The organism is Variovorax sp. P1_G12, from assembly GCF_056405555.1.
On sequence record NZ_JBFUBW010000007.1, the window covers coordinates 145,826 to 163,257 of the forward strand.

The 17,432-nt window shown below is 66.4% G+C and carries 17 protein-coding genes; 9 read left to right on the plus strand and 8 right to left on the minus strand.

Annotation, left to right across the window (positions count from 1 at the left end; translation table 11 throughout):
• Nucleotides 1-36: 36 nt before the first annotated feature.
• The 4 genes from AC1D2O_RS10355 to AC1D2O_RS10370 form a co-directional block, all read right to left on the minus strand.
• A complete protein-coding gene (locus tag AC1D2O_RS10355; RefSeq protein ID WP_478156902.1) occupies nt 37-1,296 on the minus strand; it encodes an arginine deiminase in 1,260 nt (419 codons plus the stop codon).
• Nucleotides 1,297-1,346: 50 nt separating this feature from the next.
• Nucleotides 1,347-2,768, minus strand: a complete 1,422-nt coding sequence (locus tag AC1D2O_RS10360) for a basic amino acid/polyamine antiporter (RefSeq protein ID WP_478156903.1) — start codon at nt 2,766-2,768, stop codon at nt 1,347-1,349.
• A 223-nt stretch (nt 2,769-2,991) separates the two neighbouring features.
• Nucleotides 2,992-4,191 (minus strand): tetratricopeptide repeat protein, encoded by a 1,200-nt coding sequence (locus tag AC1D2O_RS10365; RefSeq protein WP_478090101.1) that lies wholly within the window; start codon nt 4,189-4,191, stop codon nt 2,992-2,994.
• A 190-nt stretch (nt 4,192-4,381) separates the two neighbouring features.
• Nucleotides 4,382-4,864 (minus strand): Lrp/AsnC family transcriptional regulator, encoded by a 483-nt coding sequence (locus AC1D2O_RS10370; protein ID WP_478090100.1) that lies wholly within the window; start codon nt 4,862-4,864, stop codon nt 4,382-4,384.
• Nucleotides 4,865-5,004: 140 nt separating this feature from the next.
• Here AC1D2O_RS10370 and AC1D2O_RS10375 point away from each other — a divergent pair, with 140 nt between their 5' ends.
• Nucleotides 5,005-6,201 (plus strand): amino acid aminotransferase, encoded by a 1,197-nt coding sequence (locus AC1D2O_RS10375; RefSeq protein WP_478090104.1) that lies wholly within the window; start codon nt 5,005-5,007, stop codon nt 6,199-6,201.
• The gene (locus tag AC1D2O_RS10380; protein WP_478090099.1) at nt 6,198-6,572 is read left to right on the plus strand and encodes a RidA family protein; all 375 of its coding nucleotides are present in this window, start codon (nt 6,198-6,200) and stop codon (nt 6,570-6,572) included. The genes AC1D2O_RS10375 and AC1D2O_RS10380 overlap by 4 nt, the downstream gene beginning before the upstream one ends.
• Nucleotides 6,573-6,579: 7 nt before the next feature.
• On the opposite strand, the gene AC1D2O_RS10385 is transcribed toward AC1D2O_RS10380, so the two are convergent.
• Complete coding sequence (locus AC1D2O_RS10385) at nt 6,580-6,978, minus strand: tautomerase family protein (RefSeq protein ID WP_478090098.1); 399 nt, start codon at nt 6,976-6,978, stop codon at nt 6,580-6,582.
• 108 nt (nt 6,979-7,086) lie between these two features.
• On the opposite strand from AC1D2O_RS10385, the gene AC1D2O_RS10390 reads away from it, so the two are divergent.
• The gene (locus tag AC1D2O_RS10390) at nt 7,087-7,956 is read left to right on the plus strand and encodes a LysR substrate-binding domain-containing protein (RefSeq protein ID WP_478090097.1); all 870 of its coding nucleotides are present in this window, start codon (nt 7,087-7,089) and stop codon (nt 7,954-7,956) included.
• Nucleotides 7,957-8,010: 54 nt separating this feature from the next.
• Here the strand turns inward: AC1D2O_RS10390 and AC1D2O_RS10395 are convergent, their stop codons facing one another.
• Nucleotides 8,011-8,217, minus strand: coding sequence for a hypothetical protein (locus AC1D2O_RS10395; protein ID WP_478090096.1), 207 nt, complete (start codon nt 8,215-8,217; stop codon nt 8,011-8,013).
• An 88-nt stretch (nt 8,218-8,305) separates the two neighbouring features.
• On the opposite strand from AC1D2O_RS10395, the gene AC1D2O_RS10400 reads away from it, so the two are divergent.
• The 4 genes from AC1D2O_RS10400 to AC1D2O_RS10415 all read left to right on the plus strand — a co-directional run bounded on the left by AC1D2O_RS10400 (nt 8,306) and on the right by AC1D2O_RS10415 (nt 12,486).
• A complete protein-coding gene (locus tag AC1D2O_RS10400) occupies nt 8,306-8,680 on the plus strand; it encodes a murein hydrolase activator EnvC family protein (RefSeq protein ID WP_478090095.1) in 375 nt (124 codons plus the stop codon).
• Nucleotides 8,681-8,818: 138 nt separating this feature from the next.
• Entirely contained in the window at nt 8,819-9,346 is a 528-nt protein-coding gene (locus tag AC1D2O_RS10405; protein WP_478156905.1) for a DedA family protein, read from the plus strand.
• 249 nt (nt 9,347-9,595) lie between these two features.
• The gene (locus AC1D2O_RS10410) at nt 9,596-11,059 is read left to right on the plus strand and encodes a DUF1254 domain-containing protein (protein ID WP_478090093.1); all 1,464 of its coding nucleotides are present in this window, start codon (nt 9,596-9,598) and stop codon (nt 11,057-11,059) included.
• Nucleotides 11,026-12,486, plus strand: a complete 1,461-nt coding sequence (locus AC1D2O_RS10415) for a DUF1214 domain-containing protein (RefSeq protein ID WP_478090092.1) — start codon at nt 11,026-11,028, stop codon at nt 12,484-12,486. The genes AC1D2O_RS10410 and AC1D2O_RS10415 overlap by 34 nt, the downstream gene beginning before the upstream one ends.
• Before the next feature lie 65 nt (nt 12,487-12,551).
• Here the strand turns inward: AC1D2O_RS10415 and glmS are convergent, their stop codons facing one another.
• Entirely contained in the window at nt 12,552-14,432 is a 1,881-nt protein-coding gene (glmS, locus tag AC1D2O_RS10420) for a glutamine--fructose-6-phosphate transaminase (isomerizing) (protein WP_478156906.1), read from the minus strand.
• A gap of 133 nt (nt 14,433-14,565) precedes the next feature.
• On the opposite strand from glmS, the gene AC1D2O_RS10425 reads away from it, so the two are divergent.
• Nucleotides 14,566-15,045: an Lrp/AsnC family transcriptional regulator gene (locus AC1D2O_RS10425; protein ID WP_478156908.1), complete on the plus strand. Its 480-nt coding sequence runs from the start codon at nt 14,566-14,568 to the stop codon at nt 15,043-15,045.
• 43 nt (nt 15,046-15,088) lie between these two features.
• Here the strand turns inward: AC1D2O_RS10425 and glmU are convergent, their stop codons facing one another.
• The gene (glmU, locus tag AC1D2O_RS10430) at nt 15,089-16,525 is read right to left on the minus strand and encodes a bifunctional UDP-N-acetylglucosamine diphosphorylase/glucosamine-1-phosphate N-acetyltransferase GlmU (protein WP_478156910.1); all 1,437 of its coding nucleotides are present in this window, start codon (nt 16,523-16,525) and stop codon (nt 15,089-15,091) included.
• Between glmU and AC1D2O_RS10435 the strand changes: the two genes are divergently transcribed.
• Nucleotides 16,524-17,408, plus strand: coding sequence for a DUF6279 family lipoprotein (locus AC1D2O_RS10435; RefSeq protein WP_478090305.1), 885 nt, complete (start codon nt 16,524-16,526; stop codon nt 17,406-17,408). The genes glmU and AC1D2O_RS10435 overlap by 2 nt on opposite strands.
• Nucleotides 17,409-17,432: the final 24 nt, after the last annotated feature.

Genomic DNA, 17,432 nt, shown 5'->3' on the forward strand with positions numbered 1-17,432 from the left:
CCGTGTGTTCCCGCCGGCCTCGCGACCGGCCTTCCCTCAGAAGTCGACCGGATCGCGAATGATCGGGCAGGTCATGCAATGGCCGCCTCCGCGTCCACGACCCAGTTCGGCGCCCACGATCGTGACCACCTCGATGCCCTGCTTGCGCAGCAGCGTGTTGGTGTAGGTGTTGCGGTCGTATGCATAAACCACGCCCGGCGAGGCGCAGACCAGGTTCGCGCCGCTGTCCCACTGGGTGCGCTCGCGCTGGTAGTCGCTGCCGCCGGCCTCGACCACGCGCAGCTTCTTGAAGCCCAGCGCCTGGGCCACGACGTCCACGAAGGGCTTGTTCTCGGCATGCAGCTCGACGCCGCTCGGATGGCTGCTCGGGCGATAGGAGTAGGTGCGGGTCTGGTTCATGAAGTCCGGCGCCAGCAGCACGCAATCGCGGTCGGCGAAGGTGAACACGGTGTCCAGGTGCATCGCGGCGCGGATCTTCGGCATTGCCGCGACGATCACGCGTTCGGCCGCGCCCTTCTTGAACAGCGTGGCCGCCAGCTGGCTGATGGCCTGGCGCGAGGTGCGCTCGCTCATGCCGATCAGCACGTTGCCCTTGCCGATCGGCATCACGTCGCCGCCCTCGAGCGTCGCGAGGCCGTGGTCCTCGGTCGGGTCGCCCCACCAGACGTTGACCTTGCCGGCGAAGTCGGGGTGGAACTTGTAGATCGCGGTCGTGAGGATGGTCTCCTCGTGGCGCGCCGGCCAGTACAGCGGATTGAGCGTCACGCCGCCGTAGATCCAGCAGGTGGTGTCGCGCGTGTAGAGCGTGTTGGGCAGCGGCGGCAGCAGATACTCGGTGGCACCGGCGGCCTCGCGCACGACTGCGAGCGCCTTGCCGCCGACCGACTCGGGAAAGTCGTTGGTCGACAAGCCACCGATCAGCGTCTCGGCCAACGTGCGGTGGTCCAGCCCTTCGAGATAGCTGCGCAGTTCGTCGATGAAGCCGAGCCCGACCTGGTTGGGCACGACCTGGTTGTCGAGGATCCACTTCTTGCCCTCGGGCACCGCCACCGTCTCGGCCAGCAGGTTGTGCATCTCGACCACCTCGATGCCACGGTCGCGCATCTTGGTGACGAAGTCGAAGTGATCGCGCTTGGCGTTCTCGACCCACAGCACGTCGTCGAACAGCAGCTGGTCGCAGTTGCTCGGCGTCAGGCGCGAATGGGCCAGGCCCGGCGCGCACACCATCACCTTGCGCAGCTGCCCGACTTCCGAGTGCACGCCAAACTTTGTCTCTTTCACTTCCGTAGTCGCCATGATGACCTCCAAAAATTCGATGTCTGAAACGGTGTATCCAGTTGGTGTGACTAGATGGTGATGCTGCCGGTCGCGAGCCCGTGGATGCCCACCACGGCACCGATGATCGCGACGATGAAGATGGCCCACTCGACCGCCGAAAAGACGGTCAGCTTCTGTTCGCGCCGGGCCCAGATGTACAGCAGCGTGCCGGGCGCGTAAAGCACCGCCGACAGCAGGATGAACTTGAGGCCGCCGGCGTAGATCATGAAGATCGTGTAGACCACCGCGACCAAGGCCAGGATCAGGTCGCGCTTGCGCTCCTCGGGGCGCAGCTGGTAGCTCTCGCCGCGCTTGGAGATCATGAAGCCGTAGGCCGCCACGAACAGGTACGGGATCAACGACATCGCGCTGGTGAGGTTCAGCATCAGCGCGAAGGCGTCGGTCGAGAAGTAGGTGCTGATCACGAACAGCTGGATGATGATGTTGGTCAGCCACAACGCGTTGGCCGGCACCTTGTTCTTGTTCTCCTTGGCGAAGACCGCCGGCATGTCCTTGGTCTTGGCCGCGGTGAACAGCACCTCGGCGCAGATCAGCGACCAGGCCAGGTAGGCGCCGAGCACCGAGACGATCAGGCCGATGCTGATGAAGATCGCGCCCCAGGGCCCGACGACAGCCTCGAGCACACTGGCCATCGACGGCTGGCGCATGCCCGCGATGTCGGCGCGCTGCAATACGGCATAAGGCAGCATCGACACCAGCACCATCAGGCCGGTGACGCCGATGAAGCCGAGGATGGTGGCCTTGCCGACGTCCGTGCGCTCCTTGGCGAATCGCGAATAGACGCTCGCGCCCTCGATGCCGAGGAAGACGAACACCGTCACCAGCATGGTGGCCCGCACCTGCTCGAAGATCCCGCCCTCCAGGCCGCCCCCGTACAGGTTGGCGCTGAACAGGTCCATCTTGAAGGCGAAGATCAGGATCACGATGAACACCAGGATCGGGATGATCTTGGCCACCGTGACGATGCTGTTGATGAAGGCGGCCTGCTGCACGCCGCGCAGGATCATGAAGTGGAACAGCCAGATGCCGATCGACGCGACCCCGATCGCCATCACGGTGTTGCCGTCACCGAACACCGGGAAGAAGGCGCCGAGCGTGGACTTGATCAGCACCCAGTAGGAGACGTTGCCGATGCAGCTGCCGATCCAGTAGCCGAAGGCCGACAGGAAGCCCGGATAGTCGCCGAAGCCGGCCTTGGCATAGGCGAAGACGCCGGCGTCGAGGTTGGGCTTGCGCTCGGCGAGGGACTGGAACACCCGCGCCAGCATGTACATGCCGGTGCCCGCGATGAGCCATGCGATGACGGCGCCCAGCGGCCCGGTCGCGTTGGCGAAGGTCCGCGGGAGGGAAAAGATCCCCGCCCCCACCATGCCGCCCACCACCATCGCGGTGAGCTGCATGCGTGACATCTTTTGCTCGGTCGAAGCCATACCTACTCCTTGTTATTTCTTTTCGATCGATTCGACGCGTCTTCTGTTTTTCACACGAATTGAACGAGCCGCCCGATGGTTGGCGCCCATTAAATGTCGTCTCCGTGACAAAACAAACCGACCATCTTGCGATGAGGTGCGCTTGAGATTGCAAGCTGGAACTAGGATCAATGCGCTTATAGAGTTTGTCAAGGCGCACAAATCCAGGTCGAACATTGGCAAATCAGAAGCCCTTTCGGACGTTGAGCCAGAACTCGGTCGCGCTGTAATTGAAGCCGACCGAGTTGCTCTGATCGCGGATCCACAGGATCTCGGGCCGAAGCGTCCAGCTCGGCGCGAACTCCCAGACCAGATAGGCACCCACCTCGTAGAGGTTGTCCTTGCGCCGCAGCACGACGCTGTTGTCGAGCGTGTCCGGATGGAAATGCACCCGGTCGACGTTGTAGGCGTCGCGCTCCCACCAGGCGAAGGTGCCCCAGCCCAGCTTGTTGTTGATCGTGAAGTCCAACGCGGCCGTGGCGCCGTAGAAGCTGGAGTTGCCGTCCGGCCGGTCGGTCGCGAAGTGCTGACCGCCGTGCGCCGTGACCGTCAGGCTGCCGCTGCCGTCCAGCAGCGAGTGAACCCACCCGGCCGAGGCGTCCGCACTGGTGCGGTTTCGATCGCGCAAGCGGCCTTCGGGATATCGGCGCCGGCGGTACTCGGCGCCCAGCGTGAGCTGGTTGTCGGGGTCGATCCGGTAGCGGTAATCCGTGAAGAGCCCGGCATCATTGCGGTAGTCGCCATCGCCGCGATAGCTGGTGCGCCCCCTGACTCCGACCGCCAGATTGCTCTCGCCGAAGGAGCGGCTGCCCGCCAGGCGCCAGCGCAGGTCGGAGTCGTCCCGGCTGTCCGGGTTGTCGTAGTAGCGGAATCGATAGTCGAGGCTGCCATCGATCGCATAGCCGTTCTGCAGCGCGTAGTTGAGGCCGCCGCCCACGCGGGCGTTGTAGAAGGTGTCGCGGCGATCTCCGCCGCCGAGCGCGTCGGTGCCGCGCGTCGAGTTGACACGGTAGCGCCCGACGCCGGTCTCGGCATAGCCGAAACCCGTGAGTGCGCGTTTCTCGTCCAGCGCCTGATGCGCTGCCTGGTTGTAGATCTCGACCTGGCTCAAGAGGTCCTGCGGCAAGTTGTCGAAGCGCAACACCGTTTCGAACTCGATCTTGGCTTCCGCGTACTGCCCGAGCACGAAATAGGCGCGGCCGAGTTCCAGGTGCGCGGCGACGGTGTCGGGCGCCTGGGTCTCGGCGGCCTGAACGATCTCGCGGGCGCGTGCCGGATCCGGCTCGGCCGCAAACGCCACGGCGGCGCCCAGCAGCGCCATCGTGCCCATCAACACGCGCAGCGCGCTTTTGCCTGCTCCCTCCAGCCTCCTGCTTCGGCTCATTCACTCTTCTCCCAAGGCCCTTTGCCCCTTTTTTGGGCATTAAACACGGCCTCTTCTGCATGAGCAATTCAAACGAACAGAACAATTGCATATTGACAATTTGGCGGATACCTGCAATTGAGGGGTCTCGCCCTTATGCAAATGATTGCCGAACTAGACAGGGTTCCGACGCTGTGATTTGCCGCGAAAACTAGGCTGACTCGGGTGCGGGAATCGGCAAATCGTCGAAGCGCCGGAATTCCTGCAGCGAGAAGCTGCTTTGCACCTGGCGGACGCCCGGCAGGCGGTGCAGCTTGTTCGTCAACAGGTTCGAGTAAGCGTCCAGGTCCTCGGCGACCACCATCAGCAGGAAGTCCGCTGTGCCCGTGATGCCGTGGAACATCACGACCTGCGGGATCGCCAGCACCGCCTCGACGAACTCGGTCGAGCGCGACTCGTTCTGGAAGTCGATGCTGATGCTCACGAAGGCCACCACGCCGTAGCCGAGCGCTCGGCGATTGAGGCGCGCGTGGTAGCCGTCGATCAGCCCCGACTCCTCCATGCGCTTGATGCGGCGCCAGCACGGCGACTGCGACAAGCCCGTCATCTGCGCCAGCTCGCTGGTGGTCAGCCGTGCGTTCTGCTGCAGGGCCGCGAGCAGCCGCCGGTCGGCGTCGTCGGACTCGATGCGCATAAATGAACCTCCAAATTATAAAAAGTAGACAAAATTATGTGCCCTCAAGAATGAGCTTGGCATGACACTCCTCCATATGAAGAATTCGGGGTTCCCCCACGCCTCTTCAGGAAACTCCCATGCCCGCCTCTTCGTCGTCGCTGTTCAGCCATGTCCCGCCCTACGAGGGCGACCCCATCCTGTCGTTGATGGAGGCCTTCCAGACCGACCCGCGCCCGCACAAGGTCAGCCTGAGCATCGGGGTCTATTTCGACGACGAAGGGCGCCTGCCCGTGCTGCCCTCGGTGCGGCAGGCCGAGACCGCGCTGCTGCAGGAGATCAGCCCGCGCCCCTACCTGCCGATCGAGGGCATGGCCGACTACCGCTGCGCGGTCCAGCGCCTGCTCTTCGGCGCCGGGCACGAGGCCGTGACCAGCGGCCGAATCGCCACGCTTCAGACCCCCGGCGGCTCCGGCGGCCTCAAGGTCGGCGCCGACTTCCTGCGCCGCTACTTTCCCGCGTCCGGCCTCTGGATCAGCGACCCGACCTGGGACAACCACCGGGCCATCTTCGAAGGCGCCGGGCTCGCAGTCCGCACCTATCCGTACTACGACCCGGCCAGCGGCGGCCTCTGCTTCGACCGGATGCTGGCCAGCCTCGACGCGCTGCCGCGCCACAGCATCGTGCTGCTGCACGCGAGCTGCCACAACCCGACCGGCGTCGACCTCTCGCAGGCGCAGTGGGAAGCGCTGATCCCGGTGCTGCGCGAACGCGAACTGATCCCCTTCGTCGACATCGCCTACCAGGGCTTTGGCGACGGCCTCGACGAGGACGCCTTCGCGCTGCGCGCGCTGGCGGAGGCCGGCATCCAGTTCTTCGCCGCCAATTCGTTCTCGAAGAACTTCTCGATGTACGGCGAGCGCTGCGGCGGCCTCAGCGTGGTCTGCAACGACCGCGCGGCGGCCGAGACCGTGCTGGGCCAGTTGAAGGCGACCGTGCGCCGCAACTACTCGACGCCGCCCACGCACGGCGCGCGCGTGATCGCCCGCGTGCTGAACGACCCCGCGCTGTTCGCGCTCTGGACCGAGGAGACGGCCGCGATGCGCAAGCGCATCCGCGCCATGCGCGAACGCCTGCTCGCGGTGCTCGACGAGAAGTTCCAGGGACGGCGCGACTTCGGCTACCTGGTCACGCAGCGCGGCATGTTCAGCTACACCGGCCTGAGCGAGGCGCAGGTCGGGCAACTGCGCGACGAACACGCGGTCTACCTGGTGCGCTCGGGCCGGATGTGCCTGTCCGGACTGACCACCGGCAACGTGGACCACGTGGCGGCGTCGATGGCGGCCGTCCTGTCATGAAGCAGATCGTCGACACCGGCCTGCCGCCGCTCGCGCAGCCCTTCTCGTGGGCGGTGAAGGCCTCGGGCCTGCTGTTCACGGCCCACGGGCCGGTGCGCGCCGATGGCAGCATCGACACCGGCCGCATCGAGGACCAGGCGCGCCTGACCTTCGCCAACCTGCGGCGCGCCGTGGAAGCGGCCGGCGGCGGCCTCGACGACGTCACCCAGGTGCTGATCTACATGACCGACGTGAAGGACATGCCCCGGATCGACGGCGTGTACCGCGAGTTCTTCGCCGCGCCCTACCCGAGCCGCTCGAGCATGGGCGTCTCGGGGCTCGTGGTGCCGGGCATGAAGATCGAGATCGTCGCGTACGCGGTCATTGCTTAGCGGGCACTCAGACCCCTGCCTGCTGGTGACGGAATTCCTGGCTCTTGCCGCCGTACCCATAGGCGGCGGCACGGGCGTCGATCAGGTGCACGTACGACACCTCGTGAAGGTTGTCCCGGAGCTCGGCCATCGCGGCGTGGATCTCGCGCAGGTAGCGCGCCTTCTCGGCCTTGGTGTTGGTCTCGTCGGTGATGCTGATGTCGAGATGAAAGGCCGACTGGCCCAGCTCCGCGAGCGACCGGCCGCCGATGAACCAGGTGTCGGCCGGGATGTACTGCACCGTGATCGCGATCACGGGCAGCTTCTTGTCGAGCACGGACTGGGTCAGCTCGGCCACCTTGTTGACGACCTTGCGAGTCAGCTTTTGATCGGGCTGGCCGGACAGATAAATGACGATGTGGGGCATGGTGCGTGGCCTCCTTCAATGAATGAAGCCTCATTGTCGGAACCGGGATTCCATCTGAATAGCAGGAAGATATGATGCATATCATCTGTTTTTTGAATGGATATTTCCATGCAGCCACTCGATCTCGAGCAATTGAGGACCCTGGTCGCGGTGGCCGATGCAGGCAGCCTCACCGCGGCCGCACCGACGGTCTTCCTCTCGCAGTCCGCCGTCAGCGAGCAGATGCGCAAGCTCGAGGAACGGGTCGGCCACTCGCTGCTGAACCGCAGCAAGGCCGGCGTGACACCGACGCCCGCGGGCTTGCGCCTGCTCGGCCATGCGCGACACCTGCTCGCCGCGAGCGACGAGGCCCTGCGCGACCTGCACGGCGAGACATTGCAGGGCGAGCTGAGGCTCGCGGTCACGGACTACTTCAGGCCCGGCGAGTTGAGCCGGCTGCTGAGCCGGCTCGGCGAAAGCTATCCGCAGCTTCGCCTGCACGTGAGCATCCTGCAGGGCAGCGCCATGGAGGCGGCCCACGGGCGCGGCGACATCGACATCGGCCTGGCGATGCGGATCAACCCACCCTCCACCCGGGCCGGCGCCCCGGCGCCGGCTTCGCCTCTGCGCCGCGAACCGCTCGCCTGGGTCGGCGCCGAAGGCCGGCGCATCGTGCGCGGCGAGCCGGTGCGGCTGCTGGTGCTGCCCGAGAGCTGCTCGCTGCACCAGTTCACGATCCGCCTGCTGCGCGAGCGGCGCGTGCCGTACGCGGTCGCCCACGTCGCGTCCGGCGTGGCGGGCCTGCAATCGGCTCTTGCGGCCGGGCTGGGCGTGGCCTGCCTCAACGAATCGGCGCTGTGCGCCGGCGTGGCCCGGCTGCCGCCCCCGCATGGACTGCCGGCGCTGCCGCGGGTGGCCTTCCAGTTCCTGCCGGCGCGGCGCGGCGAACCCGAGCTGGTGACGCGGGTGCGCGAGCTGCTGGCGTCGCACCTGGTCTGAGCCCCGGCACCGTCGCTGCGTGTGGGCGCTGCCTTACAGTCGACGCATGACAGGTCAGTACAAGACAAGCCTCGGCCGTGCCGCGTCGGGCCTCGCCTGCGCGATGGCGTGCACCGTGCTCATCGGCTGCGCAACGAAGCCATCGCCGCCGCCGAAGAGCGAAGCGCCAGCGGCCGCCGCCTCGACGGCGCGTCCGGGCACCCGTTCCGAGCCCTCGACGCAGCAGGCGACGCGCACCGCCAAGGCCTCCAAATCGTCCAAGTCATCCAAGCCGAAGAAGGCCGCCCCACGCGCCGGGTCCGACAAAGCGGTAGCCGCGGCCAAGGTTGACCGGACTTTTCTTCGGCCCGTGAACGGCGCCGTCGTGGCGCGCTACGACGGCGGGACGAACAAGGGCGTGGACTTCGGCGGATCGAAGGGCGATCCCGTGCGCGCCGCCGGCGACGGCAAGGTGGTCTTCTCGGCGGCCACGCTGCGCGGCTACGGCCGGCTGGTCATGGTCAAGCACGACGCCACCTACATGTCGGCCTACGCGCACAACAGCGAACTGCTCGTGAAGGAAGGACAGACCGTCAAGCGCGGCCAGGTCATCGCCCGCATGGGGAACACGGAGACCGATTCGGTCAAGCTGCACTTCGAGCTGCGAAGGAACGGCAGCGCGGTCAACCCGCTGCCGTACTTCGCTGCCGGTGGAGCCGACGCGCAGGCACCAGCCGACGACTGAGGACGCTGGGAGGGCGGCGCCTTCGTGGGAGACTCTCGGCGCTCGGCCGGTGAGTCGAAGCCTGCCGAATCGCTGGCAATTCGCGCTTCCGCGAAGTCCTTCCATTCCCGGCCAGACTCAGAACTCGCAAATTCTCCAATGACTCTTGACGACATCACTCGAGCGACGATCGAAGTCATCCAGGACCACGAGGCCTGGGGCGTTCCCATCGTGCTGGCCCTCGCGTTCGGCGAGTCCCTGGCGTTCATTTCGCTGCTGCTGCCCGCCACCGTGATCTTGCTGGGGGTCGGCTTTCTCATCGGCGGGAGCGGCATTGCGTTCTGGCCGCTCTGGTGCGCCGCGGTCGTCGGGGCCTTCCTGGGAGACTGGCTGTCCTTCTGGATAGGCGGACGGCTGAAGGGCAACGCCGGCCACTATTGGCCCCTGTCTCGCCATCCCGACCTGATCCCGCGCGGTCACAGGTTCTTCGAGCGATGGGGAACGGCCGGCGTCTTCTTCGGGCGCTTCTTCGGCCCCTTGCGCGCATCCGTGCCGTTGGCGGCGGGCATCTGCGAAATGCCGGCGCTGACCTTTCAGCTCGCCAACGTCTCATCAGCGATCGTGTGGGCGACGGGCATCCTGGCGCCCGGCGCGTTCGGCCTCAAGTGGGTGCAGGCGTGGATCTGAGGCATTCGCGGCTGCGGCGTCGTTAAGTTTGCGGGCCCACGCTCAGGCGCCTCTCTTCGACTCGCCTTGCTGCGAACAGCGTGCCTCGCCCCCCGGCCATCCGCGTAGCGCAGGCGCGTGCGGGTGGGGGGTGGGGGTGGGGGACCTACTGCCCGAACGGGCAACCGAACATGCCCCTCAGGGTGTTCGGCCGGCCTCCGAATCTGCGCTACGCTGCACCGATTGACATCGCGCCCAGTGGAGCAAACCGTGAGATTTCGTAGTGTCCTGTCCCCGTTCAACCTGGCGCTGCCCGCGCTGGCAGCCTCGCTGCTGGTCGTGCCCCTGGCCGCGCCCGCCGCGGATGCCGCATCGGCCAGCCAGGCGACAGCCCTCGTGAAGATGCCCGACAGCTACCTCGAGATGGCGGCCAAGGACGTCTATTTCTGGGCCTGGCCGATGACGAACATCTACAACCGGCGCATCAAGTTCAAGGACCTGCCGCACGCCGGACTGATGGGCGGGACCGTCCCGGTCGGACCACCCAATCAGCTCTCGATGCTGAGCGACTACATCACGCCTGACGAGCGACAGGTGGCCTGCCCCAATCAGGACGTCGTCTATGGATTCATGCTGTTGGCGTTGGACCAGAGTCCGGTCGTCGTGCAGGTCCCCGAATTCGGCAGCCGGTTCTGGGTCTACCAGGCCGTGGACCTTCGCACGGACGGTTTTGCCGACTTCGGGAAGATGTACGGAACGAAGCCCGGCTTCTACCTGCTGGTCGGGCCGGACTGGAAGGGCACGGTGCCCAAGGGCATCACCAAGGTGTTCCGGGCCAAGAGCAACACCGGCGTTCTCATTCCGCGCGTGTACCAGGACGACACGCCGCAGGACAAGAAAGACGTGCAGACGGCGTTGTCCGGGGTCAATGCCTATCCGCTCTCCGAGTACACCGGCAAGACGCAGCTGCGCGACTGGGCAAAGTCGCCGAGGTTCCCCGCGGAGGCCGGCGGCGACACCGAGACCAAATGGGTCGTGCCCGACAAATTCTGGGACACCCTCGGCGCCATCCTCAAGGATGCCAAGCCGCTGCCCGGCGAAGAGGCCATCTACGCCCGCGCCAGCGCCCTGGTCGCAGCCGGCGCGGCCGACCCGCGCGTGAAGGAAGTGCTGGTGAAGGCCGCGGCCGACGCCGACAAGCAGGTCGTCGACCCGCTGTTCCAGTTTCGCAACTACGGCCTGCAGTTGCCCGCGAACTGGAGCACCGTGAACAACGGCGCGCAGTTCGGCAGCGACTACTTCACGCGCACGGCGGCCGCCAAGTCGAACATCTTCATCAACAAGGTCAACGAGACCAAGTACTTCTACCAGGATCTGGACGCAGAGGGCGCGAGGCTGAACGGGGCCAACAAGTACGCGGTGACCTTCCCGAAAGGCGCCTTGCCGCCGGTGCACGGCTTCTGGTCGCTGACGCTCTACAACCAGCACCACTTCTTTGCCGACAACGCGCTCAAGCGCTACTCGCTCGGCACCAAGAACAAGAACCTCAAGCCGAATGCGGACGGCTCATTGACGCTTTACGTGCAATCCGATTCGCCGGGCGCAGACAAGGAGAGCAACTGGTTGCCCGCGCCGAAGGGCGAGGACTTCTCGCTCTACATCCGGACGTACTGGCCGCAGGAACAGGTGCTCTCGGGTGCATGGACGCCGCCGTCGGTCAGCAAGGTGCAATGAGCATGCGGACCAGAGCCACAGGCATCGCCTGCATGCCGCGACTATCGAAGGAATTCATGCACTACAAGCATCGCATCAAGGCCGTACCCTCACTCGTCGTCATGGTCGCGGCGAGCTTGGCCGGTTGTCAGTCGGCCAAGGCCCCGGAGGCGTCCATCACGACGGCCGCGCCTGCCGCCGTCAGCCAGGTTTCCGACCTGGACATCGTTGACGCCTGGTCGTACCTCTATGGCCGTTACCTTGTTCTTCAGCAGGAGAACCGCGACATCAACGTCGACAAGGTCGGCTACAACCGCATCAAGTACAACCCTCTCGGCTCCGCGGAGTTCGTGAATCCGAACATGGATGTCGCGTATCTGGAGTCGTGGATTGCGGTTGACGAGACCCATGCGGTCATTCTCAACGTCCCCAAGGTGACGGGGCGGTACTACACGGCGCAGCTGGTCGACGGATGGGGCGAGGTCATCGCCAACATCAACCAGCGCACCTACCCGCAGCATCCGTACGGCAAGTTCGCACTGGTCTTGAAGGGGACCCATCCGCCCATCCCCGAGGGCGCTGTCCGCGTCGAGCTCCCGGCCCGCAAGGCCAAGCTGCTTGCGCGCGTGGAGCTTCGGGGCAAGCCCGCGGAGGCGCAACGCCTTCAGAAACAGTTCACGCTGGACGTGTCGGACGGAATCGTCATCGAGCCGCCGCTGCCCGTGCCGCAATTCACGCCACAGGCACCCATCGGCGTCGCGATATTCGACAACCTCTCCAGCGTGCTGGCAAGCTACCCTGACCCGATGCCCAAGGGGCCGCAGTACCAGGCGACAGCGCACAGGGTGGCCACGTACATACAGACAGGCCAGACAGCCCGGGACCGCGTCGACGCCGTGGTGAAGAGCCAGGCCATTCCGGCCTTCCTCGCGCGCGCCAAGGGATTCGGCACGCAAAAAGGTGGCTGGTCGGTGGCTTACGTCGTCGGAAAGTTCGGCGACGACGTGGCCGCCCGGGATGTCATCAACTACGGCGGGCTGTGGGGAAACACTGCCAATGAAGCGATCTATTTCATCGGGCTGACCGACAGCGACAAGCAGCCGCTGAGTGGAAGCAAGACTTATGAAATCCGCTTCCCGAAGGGCGGGCTGCCGGACTCTCAGGTCCATGGCTTTTGGTCGGTCACGCTCTACACGACTCCGGACTATCGGGTGGCTCCCAACGCCCTCAACCGCTACAGCATCAACAACGTATCGCACATCAAGCCGAGTGCCGACGGGACGACCAGCATCTGGCTGGCGCCGACGCAGCCGAAGGGCGTGCCTTCAAGCAACTGGCTTCCGACCCCAGCGGGCAAGGACTATTCTCTGAACTTCCGGATGTATGTCGCCAAGCCCGATGTCCTGGGTGGACAGTGGTTCCCGCCACCGATACAGCAAACGCACTGACCTGTGACGCGGCTGACCGGGGCGCTTTGACCGCTTTGGGCGCGTGGCATCCGACCCGCCGCGCCCTACTCCACCGTCACACTCTTCGCCAGATTCCGAGGCTTGTCCACGTCGGTCCCACGCGCGCACGCCGTGTGATAGGCGAGCAGTTGCAGCGGCACCACGTGCAGCAGCGGCGACAGCGCGCCGTAGTGCCCCGGCATGCGGATCACGTGAATGCCTTCGCTGCTCTCGATCAGCGTGTCGCCGTCGGCCAGCACATACAGCACCCCGCCGCGCGCCCGCACTTCCTGCAGGTTGCTCTTGAGCTTCTCGAGCAGCGCGTCGTTGGGCGCCACGGTCACGACCGGCATTTCGCTGGTCACGAGCGCCAGCGGGCCGTGCTTGAGTTCGCCGGCCGCATAGGCCTCGGCATGGATGTAGGTTACTTCCTTGAGCTTGAGAGCGCCTTCGAGCGCGATCGGATAGTGCAGGCCGCGGCCGAGGAAGAGCGCGTTCTCCTTGCGCGCGAAGTCCTCCGCCCAGCTGATGATCTGCGGCTCCAGCGCCAGCACCGACTGCAGCGCCACCGGCAGGTGCCGCATTTCCTTCAGGTAGCGCGCCTCGTCCGCTGCGCTCAGGCGCTCCTGCGCCTGCGCCAGCGCCAGCGTGAGCAGGAAGAGCCCGGCGAGCTGCGTCGTGAAGGCCTTGGTCGAGGCCACGCCGATCTCGACGCCGGCGCGCGTGATGTAGGCCAGCTTGCACTCGCGCACCATGGCGCTGGTGGCGACGTTGCAGATGGTGAGGGTCTGCTCCATCCCCAGCGAGCGCGCGTGCCGCAGCGCCGCCAGCGTGTCGGCGGTCTCGCCCGACTGGCTGATGGTCACGACCAGGGTCTTCGGATCGGGCACCGAGTCGCGGTAGCGGTATTCGCTCGCGATCTCGACCTGGGTCGGGATCCTCGCGATGCCCTCGAGCCAGTACTTGGCGGTGCAGCCGCTGTAGTAGCTGGTGCCGCAGGCCAGGATCAGCACGCGGTCGATTTCCTTGAACACGCGCCAGGCGGCCGCGCCGGGCGCGCCATCCACGCCGGCACCGTCGAACAGCTCGGGCACGATGCCTTCCACGCCTTCGAGCGTGTCGGCGATCGCGCGCGGCTGCTCGAAGATTTCCTTCTGCATGTAGTGGCGATAGGGGCCGAGCTCGGCGGCGCCGCTGTGGGCCTGCACGGTGCGAACCGTGCGGGTCGCGGGCTTGTGGTCGCGGTCGGCGATCCAGTACTTGCCCAGCTGGATATCGACCACGTCGCCTTCCTCGAGATAGACGATCTGGTCGGTCACGCCGGCCAGCGCCATCGCGTCGCTGGCGAGGAAGTTCTCGCCGGCCTCCTGGCCCACGCCGAGAATCAGCGGCGAACCCGCACGCGCGCCAACCACCCGCTGCGGCTCGTCGCGACAGATCGCCGCGATGGCATAGGCGCCCTGGAGCTGCTTCACGCTGGTCTTCACGGCCTCGAACAGGTCGCCGTCGTAGTGGCTGTCGATCAGGTGGGCGATGACCTCGGTGTCGGTCTGGCTCGCGAACACGTAGCCCTTGGCCTGCAGCGCCGCGCGCAGCGCCTCGTGGTTCTCGATGATGCCGTTGTGCACCAGCGCCACGCGACCGGGGCGGGCCGCTTCGGCGTCGGCGCCCGGACCGTGGCTGAAATGCGGATGGGCGTTGTGCACCGCCGGCGCGCCGTGCGTGGCCCAGCGCGTGTGGGCGATGCCGGTGCTGCCCTCGATCCGGTCGTCGCGCACCTGCGCGAGCAGGTCGGCCACGCGCGACGTGGTGCGCGCGCGCTGCAGGCCGCCCGCATGGACCGCCACGCCGCAGGAGTCATAGCCGCGGTACTCGAGGCGCTGCAGCCCCTGCACGAGAACGGGAACGATATTGCGACCGGAAACGGCGCCGACGATGCCACACATTGAACTGCTCCTGCGATTGGATGCGCGATGGTAGGCCTGTTCATGTGAAATTTATCGACAAAATTTCATATGTAGTATCGATAACTTTCTTTATTTTCGTTTTCAGAAATTTTATTCCAATAGAATTGGAAAAATGAAATCAGAAGATCTAGACGACACGGACCTTCGATTGCTCGATGCCCTGCAGCGCGACGCGTCCCAAAGCAACCAGGCGCTGGCCGAGCGCTTCAGCATCTCGCCGCCGACCTGCCTCAGGCGCGTGCGGCGCCTGCGCGCGGGCGGATGGATCGCCAGCGAAGTCGCGATCCTCGACCCCGCGCGGATCGGCCCGCTGCTGACCGCGGTGGTCGAGGTCTCGCTGGACCGGCAGGACGCGGCCTCGCTCGACGCCTTCGAGCAACGCGTGGCACCCGACGACGCGGTGCAGCAGTGCTACCGCGTCTCGCCYGGCCCGGACTTCGTCCTCATCGTGACCACGCGCGACATGCCCGGCTATCAGGCGCTGGCGCAGCGCCTCTTCACGACCGATGCCAACGTGCGCAACGTCAAGGCCTTTTTCAGCGTCAAGCGGGCCAAGTTCGCACCACGCGTGCCGCTGCCCGGCGCAGCCTGAAGCGCGGGGACTTCGCCGCGGGAGGCGGCCCGGCGCCGGCCGCTCAGGCCTTCGGCGCTTTCTGCGGCCGCTTCCAGTCGGCAAAGCTCGTCTGCCTGGCGCGCGAGATCGTCAGGGCGCCCGGCTCGGTGCTCTTGGTCACGGTCGAGCCGCCGCCGATGGTGCCGCCGGCGCCGATCGTGAGCGGCGCCACCAGCACGCAGTTGCTGCCCACATGGACGTCGTCGCCGATGATCGTGCGGTGCTTGTTGGCGCCGTCGTAGTTGGCCGTGATGCTGCCGGCGCCGTAGTTGACGCGCTGCCCGACGGTGGCATCGCCCAGGTAGGCGAGGTGATTCGCCTTGGCACCCGCGCCGAGGGTCGAGTTCTTGATTTCCACGAAATTGCCGACGTGCACCTCGGCGCCCAGCCGGGCCCCGGGGCGCAGCCGCGCGAACGGGCCGATCCGCGAGCCCTCGCCCACGGTCACGCCGGCCTTATCGCCGTCGATGTGGGTGAACGGGTGAATCACCGATCCGGTCTCGATGCGCGCATTGGCGATCACGCAGTGGGCGCCGATGCGCACGTCGGCGCCCAGCGACACCGCCCCCTCGAAGACGCAATTGACGTCGATCTCGACATCCGACTCGCAGGCCAGGGTGCCGCGCAGGTCGAAGCGCGCCGGGTCGGCGAGGCGCACGCCCTGCGCCATCAGCGCGTCGGCCTGGCGCAGTTGATAGGCGCGCTCGAGCGCGGCCAGTTGCGCCGGGCTGTTGACGCCCGCCACCTGCAGCGCATCGTCGGTGCGATGCGCGACCACCGGCACGCCGTCCACGGTGGCGAAACCCACGATGTCCGTCAGGTAGTACTCGCCCTGCGCGTTCTTGTTGTCGAGCCGCGCCAGCCAGGCCTTGAGCAGCCGCGCCGGCACCGCCATCACGCCGCTGTAGACCTCGCGGATGGCGCGCTGCGCCTCGGTCGCGTCCTTCTCCTCGACCACGGACAGGACTTCGCCCTCGGCATCCGGCGCCCCCTGCACGCGCACGATGCGTCCGTATCCTTTCGGGTCGTCGACCCTGATGGTCAGCAGCGCGAGCCGCCGGCCCGCACTCTGGGCCGCCAGCGCGCGCAAGGTGTCGTCGCCGATCAGCGGCACGTCGCCCGACAGCACCACCACCGTGCCATCGTCAGGCAGCAGCGGCGCCGCCTGCTGCATGGCATGGCCGGTGCCGAGCTGAGGCACCTGGCGCGCGAACTGCGGCGTCGTACCGGCCGCTGCCCCTTCGAGCGCCGCCTCGACGTCGGTCGCGCCGTGACCGGTCACGACCACGATGTGGCGCCCGCCGATGCGCGTCGCGGTGTCGATCACATGGGCCACGAGCGCGCGCCCGGCCAAACGATGCAACACTTTGGGCAGACTGCTCTTCATGCGCGTGCCCTTGCCGGCCGCCATGATGACGACGTCGACCGGTCCCTCGTTGTCCTGCGGAGTCTGATTCATGCCACTTTCCAGAAAATGTTGCGCCAAGCTGGCACGAATTATCGGCGCGCTCGCCCTGGGCGCAGCGCTCGCCGCCTGCAGCACGGTCAAGCTGGCCTACAACAACCTGCCCGAAGTCGGCTACTGGTGGCTCGACGGCTACCTCGACTTCGACGACGCGCAATCGCCGCGCGTGCGCGACGAGCTGCGGCAGTTGCTGGCCTGGCATCGGCGCGACGAACTGCCGAAGATCGCCGACCTGCTGCAGCAGGCGCAGGCGCTGGCACCCGCCGACCTGACACCGGCCCAGGCCTGCGAGCTGTTCGACGCGCTGCGGCTGCGCCTGCTGGCGCTGGCCGAGAGGGCGGAGCCGGCGGGCACCGCTCTGGCCCTCAGCCTCAGCGAAGCGCAAGTGGAGCATCTCGCCCGCAAGTACGAAAGGATCAACGACGAATATAGAAAGGACTGGCTCGATCGAAGCCCCGCCAAGCAGCGCGACAAGCGATACGACCAGTTCCTCGATCGCAGCGAAGACTTCTACGGCCGGCTCGACGGCGGGCAGCGCGAACTGCTGCGGCTGCAACTCGAGCGCTCGGCCTTCGACCCGCGCGCATTCGACGCCGAACGAAAGAAGCGGCAGCAGGAGGTCCTGGCGCTGCTACGGCGCTTCAGTGTCGAGAAGACATCCCCGGCCGAGGCCCGGTCGGCGATCCAGGCCTATGTGGCGCGGATCGCCGAGCCTCCGCCCGGGCCGCTGCGCGATCGGCAACAGGCGGCGCAGCAGGAGTCCTGCCGGACCGTCGCGGCGCTTCACAACCGAACCAGCGACGCGCAGCGCGAAAAGGCCGTGCGGCGGCTGCGTGCCCATGAGGACGATCTGCGCCAGTTGACCAAGGCATCGTGACGAAGCCCGCTCACGGCGCCTGGG